15 protein-coding genes are annotated in these 15,880 nt (G+C 57.9%); 6 read left to right on the forward strand and 9 right to left on the reverse strand.

The genetic code is table 11. The features are described 5' to 3' along the window. The first annotated feature begins 357 nt into the window (after positions 1-357). Positions 358-1,269 carry a cation diffusion facilitator family transporter gene (locus tag R2940_08825; GenBank protein MEZ4599879.1) on the forward strand — a complete coding sequence of 304 codons (912 nt, stop codon included), beginning with the start codon at positions 358-360 and terminating at the stop codon, positions 1,267-1,269. 82 nt (positions 1,270-1,351) lie between these two features. Here the strand turns inward: R2940_08825 and R2940_08830 are convergent, their stop codons facing one another. Continuing rightward, a complete protein-coding gene (locus R2940_08830) occupies positions 1,352-2,662 on the reverse strand; it encodes an ATP-binding protein (GenBank protein MEZ4599880.1) in 1,311 nt (436 codons plus the stop codon). Between the two features lie 456 nt (positions 2,663-3,118). Between R2940_08830 and R2940_08835 the strand changes: the two genes are divergently transcribed. Both R2940_08835 and R2940_08840 read left to right on the forward strand, forming a co-directional pair. After that, on the forward strand, positions 3,119-4,387 hold the full coding sequence (locus R2940_08835; protein MEZ4599881.1) for a DUF2254 domain-containing protein: 1,269 nt from the start codon (positions 3,119-3,121) through the stop codon (positions 4,385-4,387). 47 nt (positions 4,388-4,434) lie between these two features. Beyond that, positions 4,435-4,998, forward strand: coding sequence for a class I SAM-dependent methyltransferase (locus R2940_08840; GenBank protein MEZ4599882.1), 564 nt, complete (start codon positions 4,435-4,437; stop codon positions 4,996-4,998). Positions 4,999-5,126: 128 nt separating this feature from the next. Here R2940_08840 and epmA read toward each other — a convergent pair whose 3' ends face one another. Next, a complete protein-coding gene (gene epmA, locus R2940_08845) occupies positions 5,127-6,038 on the reverse strand; it encodes an EF-P lysine aminoacylase EpmA (GenBank protein ID MEZ4599883.1) in 912 nt (303 codons plus the stop codon). Between the two features lie 7 nt (positions 6,039-6,045). Continuing rightward, entirely contained in the window at positions 6,046-6,609 is a 564-nt protein-coding gene (gene efp, locus R2940_08850) for an elongation factor P (protein ID MEZ4599884.1), read from the reverse strand. 112 nt (positions 6,610-6,721) lie between these two features. Between efp and R2940_08855 the strand changes: the two genes are divergently transcribed. Beyond that, a complete protein-coding gene (locus tag R2940_08855) occupies positions 6,722-7,099 on the forward strand; it encodes a hypothetical protein (protein MEZ4599885.1) in 378 nt (125 codons plus the stop codon). Here the strand turns inward: R2940_08855 and R2940_08860 are convergent. The 3 genes from R2940_08860 to R2940_08870 all read right to left on the reverse strand — a co-directional run bounded on the left by R2940_08860 (position 7,068) and on the right by R2940_08870 (position 9,826). After that, entirely contained in the window at positions 7,068-8,225 is a 1,158-nt protein-coding gene (locus tag R2940_08860) for a metallophosphoesterase (GenBank protein ID MEZ4599886.1), read from the reverse strand. The genes R2940_08855 and R2940_08860 overlap by 32 nt on opposite strands. A 115-nt stretch (positions 8,226-8,340) precedes the next feature. Next, positions 8,341-8,574 (reverse strand): hypothetical protein, encoded by a 234-nt coding sequence (locus R2940_08865; protein ID MEZ4599887.1) that lies wholly within the window; start codon positions 8,572-8,574, stop codon positions 8,341-8,343. A gap of 358 nt (positions 8,575-8,932) precedes the next feature. After that, positions 8,933-9,826 (reverse strand): S1-like domain-containing RNA-binding protein, encoded by an 894-nt coding sequence (locus R2940_08870; protein ID MEZ4599888.1) that lies wholly within the window; start codon positions 9,824-9,826, stop codon positions 8,933-8,935. A gap of 75 nt (positions 9,827-9,901) precedes the next feature. Between R2940_08870 and R2940_08875 the strand changes: the two genes are divergently transcribed. Continuing rightward, the gene (locus tag R2940_08875; protein ID MEZ4599889.1) at positions 9,902-11,053 is read left to right on the forward strand and encodes a radical SAM protein; all 1,152 of its coding nucleotides are present in this window, start codon (positions 9,902-9,904) and stop codon (positions 11,051-11,053) included. Positions 11,054-11,167: 114 nt separating this feature from the next. On the opposite strand, the gene R2940_08880 is transcribed toward R2940_08875, so the two are convergent. From R2940_08880 to R2940_08890, 3 genes are all read right to left on the reverse strand, one after another. After that, complete coding sequence (locus R2940_08880; protein MEZ4599890.1) at positions 11,168-11,737, reverse strand: LemA family protein; 570 nt, start codon at positions 11,735-11,737, stop codon at positions 11,168-11,170. Between the two features lie 62 nt (positions 11,738-11,799). After that, positions 11,800-13,755, reverse strand: coding sequence for a GIDE domain-containing protein (locus tag R2940_08885; GenBank protein ID MEZ4599891.1), 1,956 nt, complete (start codon positions 13,753-13,755; stop codon positions 11,800-11,802). A gap of 205 nt (positions 13,756-13,960) precedes the next feature. After that, on the reverse strand, positions 13,961-15,004 hold the full coding sequence (locus R2940_08890) for a trypsin-like peptidase domain-containing protein (GenBank protein MEZ4599892.1): 1,044 nt from the start codon (positions 15,002-15,004) through the stop codon (positions 13,961-13,963). Between the two features lie 226 nt (positions 15,005-15,230). On the opposite strand from R2940_08890, the gene R2940_08895 reads away from it, so the two are divergent. Beyond that, positions 15,231-15,794 (forward strand): elongation factor P, encoded by a 564-nt coding sequence (locus R2940_08895; protein ID MEZ4599893.1) that lies wholly within the window; start codon positions 15,231-15,233, stop codon positions 15,792-15,794. Positions 15,795-15,880: the final 86 nt, after the last annotated feature.

Consider the following 15,880-nt stretch of genomic DNA (forward strand, 5'->3'; position numbering starts at 1 on the left):
GCTTTTCTCTCTCCTCGAACATTGTGGTTAAGTGGAAAATTTTCCAGTTATCACCCTTATACCAGGCACTATTTTCCACTTATTGCAATATTAAAGGGGTAAAGGTTGAAATCCCCTTGATTTTTCCACCTGCTGATATTAGAGAAAGCTTTTATGAAAAACAAGATTAAAAAACTTGTTTTCATCCGTCTTGAGACCCTGGCCTTCCTCCCCGCCTGGCCCCCTCCATTCCAACCCCGGAATAAAAACCCGCTTCATGTTGACTCCCTCATCCCGCATGGTTGAGAATAGGTTGTTTTTTTTCAGACAATCGATTTTTGAAATGCTTTTGAAATTATTTTCAGGAGGTTCCGCACCATGTCCGCAGGTCACGCTAATCCTGTCAAAGCTATCCTCTTTGCTTTTGCCGCCAATCTCAGCATCGCCCTGGCCAAAACCGTCGCCGCTCTGTTTTCCGGGTCGAGCAGCATGATGGCCGAGGCGATTCATTCCTTTGCCGATACGGGGAATCAGGTGCTGCTGCTGATCGGGCTGCGTCGGGCCGGGCGGCCCTCCGACCTGGAGCATCCCCTGGGGTACGGCAAGGTCAGCTATTTCTGGAGTTTTATGGTCGCTATCATGCTGTTCAGCATCGGCGGCCTTTTTTCGGTCTACGAAGGCATTCACAAGCTGCATTCGCCGGAGCCGCTGAATCATCTTTGGCTGGCGCTGCTTGTGCTGGGGATTTCCATCGCCCTGGAAGGGGTGTCCATGGCCGGCTGCCTTAGGGAAATCAACAAGGTCCGGAATGGGAGAAGCCTCTGGCGGTGGATCAACCAGAGCCGCAGTTCGGAGCTGATCGTTGTTTTCGGCGAGGATCTGGCGGCCCTGCTCGGCCTGGTGCTGGCTTTCTGCTTTCTGGTGGTTGCCGGCATCACCGGCGACACGCGGTTCGATGCCGCCGGTTCCATCTGCATCGGGACTCTGCTCATCGTGGTCGCCGTGTTCGTGTCGATCCGGGTCAAGTCCCTGCTCATCGGCCGCAGCGCCGAGCCCGAACTGGTCGCAGCCCTGGAGGCGGCTATCAGCGGTGATGATGATATCCGGGAAGTATTCCATGTCATCACTCTGCAGATGGGGGCCAAGGTGATGCTGGCGGCCAAGATCGGCATGCGGGAGGGGCTGACCATTGGAGCGGCCTGCGAGAAGATTAACGAGTTGGAGGCCGAGATCAGGAAAAGTTTCCCCGAGATCGGCTGGTGTTTCATGGAGCCGGATGTTCGGGACTGAAACGTTGCTCGCCGGAAGATGGGAAAAATCAGGATTTGTGCGTTTTTCGATCGCGCCTTTGGAGGGGAGAGGATCTTCAGATTTATTTGCTTTCCGGCATGTTCAGCAAAAACCGCCAGGCAGGCACCACGTCAATCTTTCCGGCCTCGACCTGTATCTGCTCCTCCTCGTTACGGGTCACGATGATGCCTTGCGTGAGTTTCAGTTCTGTCATGGCCTCGGCCAGCGCGGCCGTTTCCCGTTTGCGGGTTTGCGGGTCGGCCATCGACTGACAGACCTGAACAAGCATGCGGGACGGCCCCTGGCGCCCGGCGAGAAAATCAACCTCCCGGCCCGCCTTGGTCTTGTAGTAGAAGATATCCGGCGTAACCCGGCGAAGTGCGGTGAACACAAGGTTTTCCAGCAGATGACCCGAGTTGACCAGAATGCCGGAGCTGATCGAAGTCACCATTGCGTGGTCGATGCAGTAAACCTTCTTTGGATTGGTATTGGCCCTGGCCAGCGAGGCGTCAAAGATGCGCACAGTGAAAAGAACATAAGCATCCTCGAGCCATTCGAGATAATCGGACACAGCGGATTTCGGCGCTTTGTGACCCAGAGATTTCAGGTAGCCGGTCAGGTTGTTGACGGAATAGAGGGACCCCGTATTGTCCACCAGCCAATGCGCCAGATCCGCGACCGCCTTCGGGTGTGAGATATCATGACGCTCGATGAGGTCGCGGAACAGCATGGCGTTGAAATATTCCTGGTGGGTCTTGATTCGCAGCATCCGGTCAAGGCCGGCAACTTCGGGAAAGCCGCCGGTTTCCCAGTACTCTTCGAATGCTTTCTGGATGGTCAGGCGTTTTTTGGTCGAGAGTGGGGCGTCGCTCTCGATTCCTTTGTAATCGAGAAACTCCCGGAACGAAAACGGGAACATTTCCCAGGAGAGCGCTCGTCCGCGCATCTGCGTTGCGATCTCTCTTGAGAGCATTTGAGCCGATGACCCGGTGATGTACACCTCGCACTTTTCGGTTCTCATCAAACGCTCGACGAAAGGCTCCCATCCAGGCACGACCTGGATCTCATCGAAAAAGCAATGAACCATCTCGACGTGCTTTTTTTCCGGATAGAGCGAGAAGTAGGCTTCCAGAATCACGCCCAGGTTGTCGTGTTGCAGATTGTGCAAACGATCATCGAAAAAATTCAGATAGAGAATGTTCTGACGGGAAACGCCTGATTCCTGAAGCTTCTTCATGAGCTGAAACATGAAGGTCGATTTGCCGCTGCGGCGCACACCGATGCAAACCGTGGCTTTGCCAGGCAAGGGCGTCACCGCAACCCGCCTGGGCACACCCGTGGGCAGGTCAATCTCCTGTAAATCGAGGATTATTTCTTTGAGCATGTCAATCATAGGGAAGCTCCGGCTATAAAATTTTCCGGGAATATATGAATCTGGAAATAATAATTACCAGTTATGGTGGAAAGTGGCAAGGAGTTTCTCTGGACTCGTCAGTGGCTGTTTTCTTTGCGTTTGGCCACAATGGTCCCCCTGGCAAGTTTCCCGGAGATCGGCTGGTGTTTCATGGAACCGGATGTGGCGGGATTGAAAAGTTGCTTGTCGCAATTGGGAAAATCCCGGATTTGTGCGCTATTCTAATTGGAGGGTCTTTTGTACTGGCTGTTCATCCCTAGTGCCCCTTGCGGTTGGTCATGTCAAAAAATTCTGAGGCATTTTGGTTGCTGTTAAGGCGCGCCGCCGCAGGCCTAGCCTGAGTTAAGCCGAGAAGGCGCAACGCAAACAGCGGCCAAAAGGGCCGGAATTTGAAGGCAGGATTAACCGCACGGGACACTAGTGTCGGGGAGAGGCATGGGCGATCGTATACGGTTTTTTCTGAGACGTCTTGGCGAAAAGTTATGGGTCAAGCCGCTGGTGATGTGCATTTTTTCCATCGCCGCGGTTTTTCTGACAAAAACGGTCGATTATGCCGGGCTGGATGAGTTTTTTCCGGATATCACCCGGGAATCGATTGAGGTTCTCCTCGTCAACCTTTCCGCCAGTATGCTGGTGATCGCCACCTTCGCCGTCGGTTCGATGGTCCAGGCCTATGCCTCGGCCAGCAAGACGGCAACCCCGCGCTGCTTTTCCCTGATCGTCGCTGACGATGTGTCCCAGAATGCCCTGTCGACCTTTATCGGCGTCTTCATTTTCAGCATTATCGCCATCATTCCACTTAAAAACGGTTATTACGACATAGCCGGCCGGTTTGCCCTGTTCGCTCTGACCCTCGTGGCGCTGGTAATCGTCGTTCTGACCCTGGTGAGGTGGATCGATCGCATTGCCCGGTTGGGGCGGCTCGGAACGACGATTTCAAAGGTCGAAGCGGCCACGACAGAAGCCTTGCTGAGGCGACGGGGGGCTCCCTATATGAAGGCCCTTCCTCTGTCTGCGGGCGAAATTTCCGGCCTTCCCGTTTACAGCGAAAAAATCGGATATGTACAGCGTGTGGATGTCAGCGAATTGCAGTCCGTGGCCAAAAAGCAGGAGGTCAGAATTGCCGTTGCCTCACTGCCCGGCACATTCTGTGTGCCGGGCAAACCCCTGGTCTGGGTCAGGACAGAAACGGGGGAATCTCCGGACATCGATACCAGGGCAATTGCCAAGGCGTTCCGGGTTGGCAAGGATCGAACATTCGATGAGGATCCCCGGTTCGGATTCATTGTACTTGCGGAAATTGCGGATCGGGCCCTGTCTCCGGCCGTCAATGATCCGGGTACCGCCATAGATGTCATCAATGTCTCGGTACGTCTTTTCGCTCTATGGACAGGGCCGGTTGAAGCACGGGACAAGATCGAACATGACCGGGTGGAGGTTCCGGGATTATCCACCTGGGATATGTTGGATGATATCTACACTCCGATTGCGGACAGCGGCGCCGACAGTATCGAGGTCGTGATCCGCCTGCTGAAGGCTTTTCATGCTCTTGCTTCCATGGGAGATCTGACCTTGCGGGATGCCGCTCTTTATCATGCCCGCCTGGCCGCTGCCCGGGCGGACATTGCACTTGCGCTTCCAGAAGACCGGGAAAGGGTGCGCAAGGTGGCGGCTTTCGAAGGGGATCTGTTCAGGGAGGTCTGATCGGTACAGCGACAACCAGATAAAACCAGGCTTCTGGAGGGAAAACCATGGCTCATCGATGTCCCTACTGGGTAGGGTTTTTTCTCATTACCCCCTTGCGAAGGATGATACAGGATCCCGAAAAAATTCTTCGCCCTTTTGTCGCGGAAGGAATGAGGGTGTTGGATGTCGGCCCCGCGATGGGATATTTCACTCTTCCGATGGCCCGACTGGTGGGTCCGAAGGGCAAGGTCCTGGCGGTTGATATCCATGAAAAGCTGCTGCAAAAGCTCCACAAACGAGCATGCAGAGCCGGTCTGGACGACAGAATCGTCACCCGGGTTTGCGAGCCGACCTCCCTGGATCTGGCCGAATATGAAAAGGCTGTCGATTTCGCCCTGGCCTTCGCCGTGGTGCACGAGGTGCCGGACGAAGAGAAGCTCTATGCCGACCTGTTCCGCTTGCTGAAGCCGGGCGGGGAATGCCTGCTCGCAGAACCGCGTGGACATGTTTCCGTTGCAACATTTACCCAGACCCTGGATTTGGCCGAGAAGGTGGGTTTCAAGGTGTCGGACAGCCCGCCCATCGGGTGGAGCCGGGTGGCTTTGCTGATCAAGGAAAAGGGGGAGTAGGAGGGCGGCCGGGTCGCGTCCCGGCAGGCGTGCAACGGTCATTAAAAATGTAGGGGCGGGTCTCAGACCCGCCTTCAGGTCCAATCAGGTTCCTGTTGAAAAGCCAAGGGCAGGTCTGAGACCTGCCCCTACAGAAGTTCCGGCGTAAAAGCCACCACCTCGTCGATCGTGTCGGCGCCGGTCAGCAGCATGACCAGCCGGTCGAGGCCAAGGGCGATGCCGGCGGCTTCCGGCATGGCGGCCAGTTCCTGCAGAAACCGTTCGGGGAAAGGATAGGGGATTTTGCCGGCGGATCGTCGAGCGGATTCTTCGGCCTCGAAGCGCTGGCGCTGCTCGAGGGGATCGGTCAGTTCGGAGAAGGCGTTGGCGAGTTCCAGGCCGGCGATGTACAGCTCGAATCGTTCGGCCACGCCGGGGCGGTGGGGATGCCGGCGGGCCAGGGCGGCCAGTTCGCTCGGGTATTCGAGGAGAAAGGTCGGCCGGTCGATGCCGAGCCGGGGTTCGATCTCCAGGGCGATGATTTCGTCGAAGCGGCCGGCGGACAGGGCCTCCTCGAGGGAGCAGGAGGCATAACGTTCGAAGGCATCGGCCACCGTCAGCATTTCCCAGGGCGAAATCAGGTCGATGTGGCTGCCTTTGTAGTTCAGAGCTCCTTTCGGCACCAGCACCCCCAGCAGACTTTCGCATTCGGTCATCAGGTGATGGTAGTCGCAACCGGCGGCATACCATTCGAGCATGGCGAACTCCGGCAGGTGGCGGCCGCCCCGTTCCTCGGCCCGCCAGCAGCGGCAGATCTGGAAGAGCCGCGGATAGCCGGCGGCCAGGAGCCTTTTCATGCAGAGCTCGGGGCTGGTCTGCAGAAACCAGCCGTCGCTGGTCACTGGATCGATGTGCGCCTCGGGGGCGTTGCCCGGCACCCGGTGCGGGGTTTCCACCTCCAGGTAGCCCCGCTCGATGAAAAAAGCCCGGACCGTCTGTACGATCCGGGCCCTCTGTTCAAGCCGGGGACGCTTCCTGGCGAGCGTCCAGTTCTGTTCCATTGCCGGTTTATTCCTTGACCCGGGTGACGTATTCGCCGGTGCGGGTGTCGATCTGGATCAGGGTGCCTTCCTCGACGAAGGAAGGCACCTGCAGGGTGTAGCCCGTCTCCACGGTAGCCGGCTTGTTGTTGCCGGCGGCGGTGTCGCCCTTGACCCAGGGATCGGACTGGGTGACGCGCAGGTTGACGAAATTGGGCAGGGTGATGCCGATGCCCCGGACACCGAACATGAGAATCTTCACTTCCATGTTGTCGACCAGGAAGTACTGCTGGTCTCCGAGGGCTTCCTCCGGCAGGGTGATTTGCTCGTAGTTCTTCTGGTCCATGAACACGTAGCCGTTTTCATCCCGGTAGAGGTACTGCATGTCCCGCTCTTCGAGGGCCGCTGGTTCGAAGGACTCGCCCGAGCGGTAGGTGCGGTCGAAAAGGGAGCCGGTGATCATGTTGCGCAGCTTGCATTTGTAGAGAGCCTGGCCTTTGCCGGGCTTTGTGAAATCGAACTGGACAATGACATGCGGCTCTCCATCGATCATCAGTTTGGAGCCTTTGCGCAGGTCGGAACAGGTCAGCATGAATTTTCTCCTTTGTGCCTTATCTTGATGCTATTATTTCAGGGATTAAAATACCGGCATGCGATGATTTTCCAAAAGTCCGCTATTAAACCACAGCGTACGGCGGTTTGTCATGAAAAAATTACCGAGAAGGACCTTGTCCGAATCCTGTCGCCGCAAGGGCCCCGATATGATGTTGCGTTCCCTGCGCTGGCTGGCGCTGGCCGGATGGGGCCTGATGGCTGCGACCCTCTTTGTTTTCGATCAGGCAAAGCCGGAAACGACGACGGTGTTCGAGCGGCATTTCGGCATCCACCTGCGCACCTGGTGGGATGCGGAAATGGCCGGGCGGATGCAGTCCCTGCTGTGGGCGGGGCTCGTCATCAGTCTGCTGGGGCTGGCGGCCAACGCCTCGCGTCGGCGGCGCAGCAGCGACGAATGGCGGATCAATCTGTGGTTGCTCCTGTTGACGTCCCTGATCAGTCTTTTTCTCTACTTTCGGTTTTTCTAGTCCGTTTTCCGGTTCCAACGATTTCGAACAGGGTGATTTCCGGCGGGGAGCCGATGCGCATCGGCGGGCCCCAGGTCGCCGTGCCGCGGCTCGCATAGAGACGGCTTCCTTCCGTCAACTCGTAAAGCCCGTTCTGCATTGGATATTCAAGGCCTGTCAGAAAGTTGAAGGGAAAGATCTGACCGCGATGGGCATGTCCGGACAACTGCAGGTCGAACAGACCGGCGGATTTTTCTTCAAAACGGGGACGATGTTTCAGCAGGATCGTGAAAAGGCTGCTATCGGCTTTCTTCAGAACTTCAATTTCATCCGCGGCGGATTTGCCGGTCGGGTCATCGATCCCTGCCAAGGTCAGCCGGTTGCCGATGGTGATCGCGTTTCCCCGCAGAACACGAAATCCGCTTTTCTCCTTGAAGGCGATCGCCTGATCAAGCCCTGCGTAATACTCGTGGTTGCCGGTGACCGCAAATTTCCCCAGGGGTGGATCGATCCGCAGCCAGAGATCGTGGAGGCCGTCGAGATGATCCATCTGGGCATCCACCATGTCGCCCGTGGACACCAGCAGATCCGGTTTCAGTTCCTGCAGCCTCGTGATGATCGGGGCCAGGGTCTCTTCCCGATGGATCAGTCCGAGATGGACGTCTGAAACCTGGGCCACACGCAGAGGCTCAGCGGAGGCCGGAAGCTTTTCCGTGTGGATGACAACCTTTTCCACCCGCAGGTCAGTGGCCTCGAAAAAACCGTAGATGCCGGCCGCTGGAACCACGAGCAACAGCAGACAGGAGAAAGCCGGGCCGTAGGGGCTCAGCAGCGGCCACCCAGGCTGCATTCCTCTCAGGGCCAGAGCGATCAAATGCCAGACCCCGACCAGCGCCAGGACGCTGAAGGCGAGAAACAGCATTCCCATCCAGCTGTAGCCGATCCAGGCCAAACCCCGGGCCGACAGGATGTAGCCGTTGCGATCGAGGAGACGCACCATCACCGGCGCCAGAATCATCATACCCATCCAGACCCCGACAAGGGTTGGGAGTGCCCGATGGCCGGTCAACAGAGGATAAATGCCCCAGAAGACCAGGGCGTGCATGGACGCGTAGAGCGTCAGAAAAGTCAGCAGAAAAAGAACCATGAACAATCCTCGTGATCAGGAAAGTTGACGGAAAAAGCCCCGGCAGATGCTGCCGGGGCCTCGGGCAGATTTAACCACCTTTGCAAGGGATTGCGAATGCGAAAGACATAAGGCTCTATTTGGGACCGGCCATATCTTCCTGCCATTTTTCCATTTTGCCGACAGGCTCCCGTTTCCCTTCGATTTCATCCAGTTCGTGGACCCGCCTTTTGAGCCCGTCCAGCGCCAGTGATTTTTCGTTCTCGATTCCCGGATGGGTGGTGCTGGACAGAATTCTTTCCAGATGACGAGCCGCTTCTACGATTCTTTCCATGGATCTTTGGCGAGCGGTTTCCATCGATTCTGCCATGCTTCGATCTCCTTTCCACCGGATTCAACTTCTATAGAAGAAAGCCGGACGCTGGCCTTCGCCGGTTCGAAGGCCTGTGAAATACCAGAAGAATTGCCCGGCGAACATAAATAATTATAAGAAAGGACAGGGGTGTTTTCAAGCCGCCCGGGGATGAGATGCGATTCTGTTCATATGCACAGTCGGAAGCGTTCTTCCGCCGTCGATCTTTTACGGGAAGCCACGTGGTGACGACGGAGCTCCTTGGATATAGTGAAAGCGATTCGACGGCGAACCCGCCGTGGGATCAAAACCTCCATCTTTTGGCGCGTTGCCTCTGTCTCCTGAGCAACGCGTCTTTTTTTTGTCCGGTCGCGGGTTATTGCCTTTTCAGCCGGAGTCCCTGCTCCGTCAGCTCTACCAGTCCTGCCTTGTAGAGTCCGCCCACGGCTTTTTTAAACATTTTCTTGCTCATGCCCAGACGCGCCTTGATGTCGCCAGGCGGACTCTGGTCGTGCAGGGGCAGGAAGCCTTCGCTCCGCAGGGCGGCTAGGAGCATTTTTTTGGCCTCCTCGATTCCCCCGGCGCCGGCCCTTTTCAGGGTCACGTCGATCTTGCCGTCCTCGCGAATTCGCTTGATAAAGCCCCGCAGTCGGTCCCCTCGCCGCTTTCCCGGAAGGAGCTCATCCTGGTAGAGCAGGCCGGGATAGAGATTGTCGATAATCACCTTTGCTCCAAGGTCGGTGAATTCCCACAGGATCAGCGAAACTTCCTGTCCGTCCACGAGATCGATCTTTTCCGTTTCAAGACACCGATCTATGCGGGCGGTTCCGACCGTCCGTCCCTGGCTGTCGAGGCAGACCTTGATCAGATACTTGCGCCCCGTCCGCATCCGCTCCGGCTGTTCGCTGAAGGGGACCAGCAGTTCCTTGTCCAGACCCCAGTCCAGAAAGGCGCCGTACTGGGTGACGGCGCTGACCTTGAGCAGGGCGAATTCGCCGACCTGCGCCAACGGCTTTTTGAGCGTTGCCTCAACATCGCCCGACCCTCCCCGGTAGAGATACACCGCTAGTTTGTCACCCTTTTTCATCTCCGGCAGAATCTCGGTCGCCGGCAGCAGAATATGGTAACGTCCAGCCTGCAGCCAGGCCCCTTCTTCGTCGAAATGATGGATTTGCAGGGTGTTTATTTGTCCGATCCGATACATGATGCCTCCGAAGGGAGTCTGGATAAAGGTGCAGTGGCGGGGAGGAGTGGTTGGCGTATCTACCACAATACCGGCTCCGCTGCAAGGTCTGTCTTCATTATGACACAGCCGGATGTTATGATGTTTCGTCGGGAGGTGACTATGGAAAACGAAGAGCCCCGTCCCTTCGAGCAGGGGCCGATCCGGCCGCCGAGCGAAGCGGGCAGTCTGCTGCTGCGGGTGACGCGCAACTGCCAATGGAACCGCTGCAGATTCTGCACCTTGTACAAGGGACAGGATTTTTCCGTCCGGCCAGTCAGCGAGGTGGTGGAGGACATCGATGCCGTGGCCCGCCACGTGGAGACCCTGCGGCAGCGCCAGGAGGCGGGCGGGATGCTGCATCCCGCCCAATTGCGGCAATGGCATGAGGGGTTGCCTTTGGCGGAAAAGGCACCGTTTCGGGCCGCGGCCCATTGGCTCCTGAACGGACTGCAGTCGGTTTTTTTGCAGGATGCCGACGCTCTTGCCGCGGGCTACGGGGTACTGAAAAGCGTTCTGGAACACCTGCGCCGTGTATTCCCGCAGGTAGCGAGAGTCACCTGCTACAGCCGGTCCGCGACGATCGTCGGTTACACCCCCAAGGAACTGGAAAACCTTCGCTGGGCGGGTCTGGACCGACTGCATTTGGGGCTGGAGTCGGGCAGTGACCAGGTTTTGCGGATGGTACGCAAGGGGGCCAGCCGGGCGCTGCATATCCGGGCAGGTCGAATGACACGGGAGGCCGGGATGGAACTGTCGGTCTATGTCATGCCGGGGCTGGGGGGCAGAGCGCTTTCCGGCATACATGCCCGGGAGACAGCCTCGGCCCTCAACCAGATCGATCCGCATTTCATCCGCCTGCGCACCCTGGCGGTGCCGCCCGGAAGTCCGCTGGAGGAGGACCTCCGGGCAGGGCGGTTCGAGCCCTGCAACTCCCTGCAGATCGCCGAAGAACTGCTGTCGCTGATTGAATCCCTGGAGGGAATTGGCAGTTACGTAGCCAGCGATCACGCCCTGAATCTGTTCGAGGATCTGGAAGGTAAGTTGCCCGGAGACAAACATCGGATGGTCGACCTGCTGCGCGTCTTTGCGGCCCTGAACGAAGAGAGACGCACCCTTTACCTGCTGGGTCGCAGGGCCGGCTTTTTCCGGGGGCTGAACGACATGCGGGAGCCGAGCCGTCTGGCGGCAGCCGAACAGCTGGGCCAACAACTGGGGGCGACTCCCGAGAACGTGGAGGAGATCTGTGCCGAACTGATGAAGCGGTTTATATGATGATCGACTCGTTGTCAGTGGAGCGGTAGCGGAAGGGTTGTCGTTGTCGTCATCGTGATCGAATTTTTTATGGACGACCACGATAACGACAACGACAACGAGGAGAGTTCCCCATCACAGGTGCTGAAAACTCACCTGCACATCCTGCCGATGGGCGGGATCGATCTGCCACAGGGGGCGGCCGGTGAAATTGCCCGCCCGGGCGATCAGCACGTCGGGGATCTGAGCGATGCGGATGTTGTAGATGTTGACCGAGTCGTTGTAGAACTCGCGGCGGTCGGCGATCATATCCTCGACCTCGCTGATGCGGGCGCCAAGGTTCAGGAAGGCCTTGTCGGCCTTGAGGTCGGGGTAACGCTCCACCACCATGAACAGGGAGCGGAGGGTTTCGGTCAACACGTTCTGGGCCTCCATCCGGTCCTTATCGTTGCCGGCCTGCTGAACCATGGAGCGGGCCTTGATCACCGCTTCAAGCGTTTTCCGCTCATGCTGCATATATCCCTCGCAAACCTTGATCAGTTTGGGGATTTCGTCGAAGCGCTGCTTGAGCAGCACGTCGATGTTGCTCCAGGCTTTGTCGATGTCGTTTTTCATTCCGACCAGGCCGTTGTAGATGGTGATGCCGTAAACGATCAGTACGACCAGCAGAAGCAGCAGGATGCCGAGGACAATCAGGACGATCATGATTTTCTCCTTGTCAGCTCAAAACATTCAAAAAAGGGCAAAGGTCTCCACAAAGTTTCGGTTCAATAGATTTGCAAAAAGTCGGCCAGCATGGCCACAGTCCAGATCACGGCCACCAGCGCGCCGGCGAAAAGGGGGATGGAGTAGAGACCGTAACCGCGGACCAAATGGGCTTCCGAGCTGGTTTCAGCCAGGATGAAGGGCAGGGAGCGCCGGCGGGGGCGGCGGATGACAACCCGATCCTTCCGGTCCGGATCAGGTTCGCGGTTGTTCAGATTTTGATGCAGCAACTGCTCTTCCACATCCCGGCGGGCCCGATTCCATTCCTCGGTGCTGATCTTTCCGTCCCCGTCTTCGTCGTAGCGCCCAAGGGCTTCGGGGTTTCCTTTCAGAGCACGCAGGGCCAGGGTCAGCTGCTCCCTCAGAGGAAGGTGGCCGAGGCGGTTTTCGGTGGCTTCGCCGAGAATGTACAGTTTGGTGCCTTCGGGAATGGTATCCTCCACCCATTTTTCATCCCGGTCGAGGTGGGCGGCGGACGTGAAAAAAAGATCGGATGGTCCGCCATAACCGGTCTGGCTGTAACCGGTGCGGATGCTTGCCTTGGCCGGATCGACAGTCACGACCCCGCTGTTGTCCTCCAAATAGAAGGGCACATGGCCGCTATCCGTCGTGGAGGTCAGTCTCCAGTTGTTGCGCCGGTCCCGACTGTAACGGCGCAGCCGATAGTAGACGCAGGGGAGATGGGTCATTGGGGACACCAGTGCAAATTTGCGCCGGGCCCGTCCCTGGACCTCCACCAGCCCCATGGCCAGTGAGCGGATGCGGCTGGTGGGGGTATTCTCCACCCTTCTTTTGAGGCGCAGGAAATAAAAGCCGCCCCAGAGGCAGACGCCTGCCAGCAGGGCCGGGATGATGCCGGGACGAATGCCGTAGCGGTAGATCAAATGCCAGAAAATCCGGTTTTCTCCGAAAACATAGAAGCCCACTCCTGCTGACCCTGCAAACAGGGACCAGAAAGTTCTGCTCGGCCTTCTGAAGTGGGGACGGTCGGGAGGCGGCGGCAGGGAGGAGGATGGTCCCGGCAAATTTTCGGCAGGCTTGGCGGGGATTTCCCCACGCATTTCATCCAGCAACCCCTGAACATCTTCAAGATCGCCCCGGCCCCCGCTTGAGACTGACGTTGTGACATCCCGGGACGTTGATGCCCCTGAAAAAGGGCCGGCGCTGGTCATCTCCGTCAACAGAGCGCCGAAGCGGGTCAAGCTCTGCAGGTTGTTCCGCTGCAGTCGGAGATCCTCCCCGGCTGCCTTCTGGAGAGAACAGCCGGGCAGATTGGCGAAGCCGAAATCGAGGGACAGCATGAAGGTGCCGGCATACTCACGGACGAGTTTGACAATTTCCTCCAGGTTGGCCGCGGTGCTCAGTTGTTTGCGTTCGCCGAGGCCGCTCGGGTCGAACCGCCCCGCCTGCACCCGAACCGCATTGCGCACCTTGCCCGGGCCGTCGAAAAGATAGAAATCGAGAACCGGCGCTCCTCGCAGAATGACTTTGTAAAGGTCCTCATCATCCAGGGCCGCGACCGTTTCCGTCCCGTTATAGATTCTGCCGGCCATCTGCCTGCGAAGCTGTTTGTCCACGGCGCTTCCGGAAAGGTCGGCGAGTACCGCCATGACCCGGTCGCCACGCTGCAGCCTGATTTTTTCGACGGATGTGAACAGGGTCAGGTATTCGGGCCCGCAATGCAATCCGCTCAGTTGCGACGGCACCTTGTAGAGACGGTTGGCCGGAATGATCCAGCAGACGAAGCCGTGGGTGTTCAGCAGTCTCCCCAGCGGTTCCAGATCCTTTCTGGAGCCCTGGGCGAGAAGATTGGGTCCACGCCCTATAAGTCGTTGGCGTGCGTTAAAGGGATCGACGGCCTTTTGTTCTGCCAGTTTCCCTATCAATGCCGACAGGTTTTCCTGTTCGCGCGGAACGCTCTGAACCACGAGCAGATGATGATTGGGGGGAGTATTCATGCCGGCAAACCTTGAGCGGTTCGATGCGAACAGTCTTTCAGTTGCATGGGAGCGGTGTCGGTATCGAAACTGTTTTTTCGATTAGGGAGTCCGGTACGCTCTCTTGAGCAAGTGAATAAAAAGGATGTTCTGTTTATAACCTCTTGTACCAGGTGGATCAAGCAGATTCAAATAAGTGAAAGGGGGCGAGTCGTCTCTGCCGGCTTCAGCTTTTGAATGCCGGCGCCTCCGTCGGTATGATCTCGAGATGGGTGGTTTCGCCGGAACGCAGGATGGTCAGGGAGAGGGGTTCCCCGATGGTCCATTTTGCGAGAAAATGGTGGATATCGTCCACGCTTTCCACCGGTTGCCCGGCGAGAGCAAGGATCAGATCCCCTTGCCTGATGCCCGCTTTGCCCGCCGGCCCCAGAGAATCGACGGCGACCACTTCCACCGCGGTTGATTGCGGCAATTTGAGGATCCGCACCACCTGCCGGGCGAGAGGACGTTGCTGGGCGGCCAGACCAAGATGCGCCCTTCGCACCCGGCCGTGGCTTATCAGTTGGGAGACGACCATGTGAGCGGTCGCGGCGGGCAGGGCGAAACCGATTCCCTGGGCCTGCGCGATGATGGCGGTATTGACGCCCACCAGCCTCCCTCTTGAATCGACCAGCGGCCCCCCGGAATTGCCCGGGTTGAGGGGCGCGGTGTGCTGGATAATGTTCTCGATCAGGCGCCCCTCCCTGCTCCTCAGGGCACGGCCCAGAGCGCTGACGACGCCCGTGGAGACAGTGGATTGGAACCCGAAAGGATTGCCGATGGCAATCACCAACTGCCCGACCCGAAGGCGGGAGGAGTCTCCCAGGGTCATATGGGGGAGCCCGGACCCGGCCGCTCTCAGCACTGCCAGATCCGTTGCCGGATCGATCCCGGTTCGGGTCGCCTGCAGACGGGAGCCGTCTTCAAGCAGGACCTCCAGTTGCAGAGCGTTCTGCACGACGTGCGCATTGGTCAGAAGATAACCGTCCGGAGCGATGATCGCCCCCGATCCGGCACCGACCGTTCCCGTCTGCCCGGTAACGTCGGAAGGACCGGCCAAAATGCCGACCACGGCCGGTCCGATGGTCTCGGCAACGGTGATGACCGCCCGCGAATAGGCGTCCAGCAGCTCCACCTCGGAGCTCTTTTCCGGACAAACGCGACGGGTCTGGTCGCTGCCCTCTTTTGCCCCCGAATTTTTTTCCGGTTCCTGATCCGGTCTGGGTGTCATGGTTCCTCGCTCCCCGAAAGTATAGCATGGCCGATCGATCACCGGTTCAGGCCTTAGGATGAATAATTCAAATCGAAATCGGGATCGAAATCGAAATCGAAATCGGCTTTCGGCCTTTTTGTATATAAAACCACGGCTCGCAGCGAGGTGAAAGATTGCCAGAGACAACCGGTTTGTGCTAGATTTCCCGGGATTTTTCACCGACTTTCAGCAACAGGAGACAAAAATGCCGACAACCGCCGACCTGAAACGCGGACTGGTCATTCAGATCGACCAGGCGCCCTGCCTGGTTCTTGATGTCAATACCCAAACCCCTTCCGCCCGCGGCGGCAGCACCCTGGTCAAGACCAAATACCGGAACCTGCTCACCGGTCAGGTCCTGGAAAAGGCCTTCAAAGGGGGCGAGAGGATCGAAGAAGCCGATTTTGAAAAGCGCAAAGGGCAGTATCTTTATCCCCAGGGGGAAGGCGGGGTTTTCATGGACCTCGAAAGTTTCGACCAGTACGAACTGGAAGGGGCGATGTTCGACGAGGTCAAAGGGTATCTGCTCGAGGGAGCCGATGTTCAGCTGGGCCTGTTTCAAGGCCGGGTGGTCAGCCTCGACCTGCCACTGACGGTGGAACTGACGGTTGCGGAAACCGCTCCGGCCATCAAACATGCAACCGCCACCGCCCAGACCAAGGAAGCGGTGCTGGAGACCGGACTGAAGATTCAGGTGCCCGGATATCTCGAGGCGGGCGAGAGGATCAAGATAGATACCCGGGAAGGACGGTTTATCTCCCGGGCGTGAACGAAAAATGATGAGGCTTCGATTGGATGCAGCGGATCAAAGTGAGTGATCCCGAGCGCTGCTTGACTTTTGCAGGAGCATGTTTC

Source organism: Syntrophotaleaceae bacterium (assembly GCA_041390365.1).
Lineage (GTDB): Bacteria > Desulfobacterota > Desulfuromonadia > Desulfuromonadales > Syntrophotaleaceae > JAWKQB01.

What these genes read in the sequence shown, in the direction of transcription:
- R2940_08830 (MEZ4599880.1), bottom strand. Translation starts at nt 2,662, where the DNA reads ATGATTGACATGCTCAAAGAAATAATCCTCGATTTACAGGAGATTGAC.
- efp (MEZ4599884.1), bottom strand. Translation starts at nt 6,609, where the DNA reads ATGCTGACCTGTTCCGACCTGCGCAAAGGCTCCAAACTGATGATCGAT.
- R2940_08885 (MEZ4599891.1), bottom strand. Translation starts at nt 13,755, where the DNA reads ATGAATACTCCCCCCAATCATCATCTGCTCGTGGTTCAGAGCGTTCCG.
- R2940_08840 (MEZ4599882.1), top strand. Translation starts at nt 4,435, where the DNA reads ATGGCTCATCGATGTCCCTACTGGGTAGGGTTTTTTCTCATTACCCCC.
- R2940_08865 (MEZ4599887.1), bottom strand. Translation starts at nt 8,574, where the DNA reads ATGGCAGAATCGATGGAAACCGCTCGCCAAAGATCCATGGAAAGAATC.
- R2940_08860 (MEZ4599886.1), bottom strand. Translation starts at nt 8,225, where the DNA reads ATGGTTCTTTTTCTGCTGACTTTTCTGACGCTCTACGCGTCCATGCAC.
- R2940_08855 (MEZ4599885.1), top strand. Translation starts at nt 6,722, where the DNA reads ATGAAAAAATTACCGAGAAGGACCTTGTCCGAATCCTGTCGCCGCAAG.
- R2940_08875 (MEZ4599889.1), top strand. Translation starts at nt 9,902, where the DNA reads ATGGAAAACGAAGAGCCCCGTCCCTTCGAGCAGGGGCCGATCCGGCCG.
- R2940_08835 (MEZ4599881.1), top strand. Translation starts at nt 3,119, where the DNA reads ATGGGCGATCGTATACGGTTTTTTCTGAGACGTCTTGGCGAAAAGTTA.
- R2940_08880 (MEZ4599890.1), bottom strand. Translation starts at nt 11,737, where the DNA reads ATGATCGTCCTGATTGTCCTCGGCATCCTGCTGCTTCTGCTGGTCGTA.
- R2940_08825 (MEZ4599879.1), top strand. Translation starts at nt 358, where the DNA reads ATGTCCGCAGGTCACGCTAATCCTGTCAAAGCTATCCTCTTTGCTTTT.
- R2940_08890 (MEZ4599892.1), bottom strand. Translation starts at nt 15,004, where the DNA reads ATGACACCCAGACCGGATCAGGAACCGGAAAAAAATTCGGGGGCAAAA.
- epmA (MEZ4599883.1), bottom strand. Translation starts at nt 6,038, where the DNA reads ATGGAACAGAACTGGACGCTCGCCAGGAAGCGTCCCCGGCTTGAACAG.
- R2940_08895 (MEZ4599893.1), top strand. Translation starts at nt 15,231, where the DNA reads ATGCCGACAACCGCCGACCTGAAACGCGGACTGGTCATTCAGATCGAC.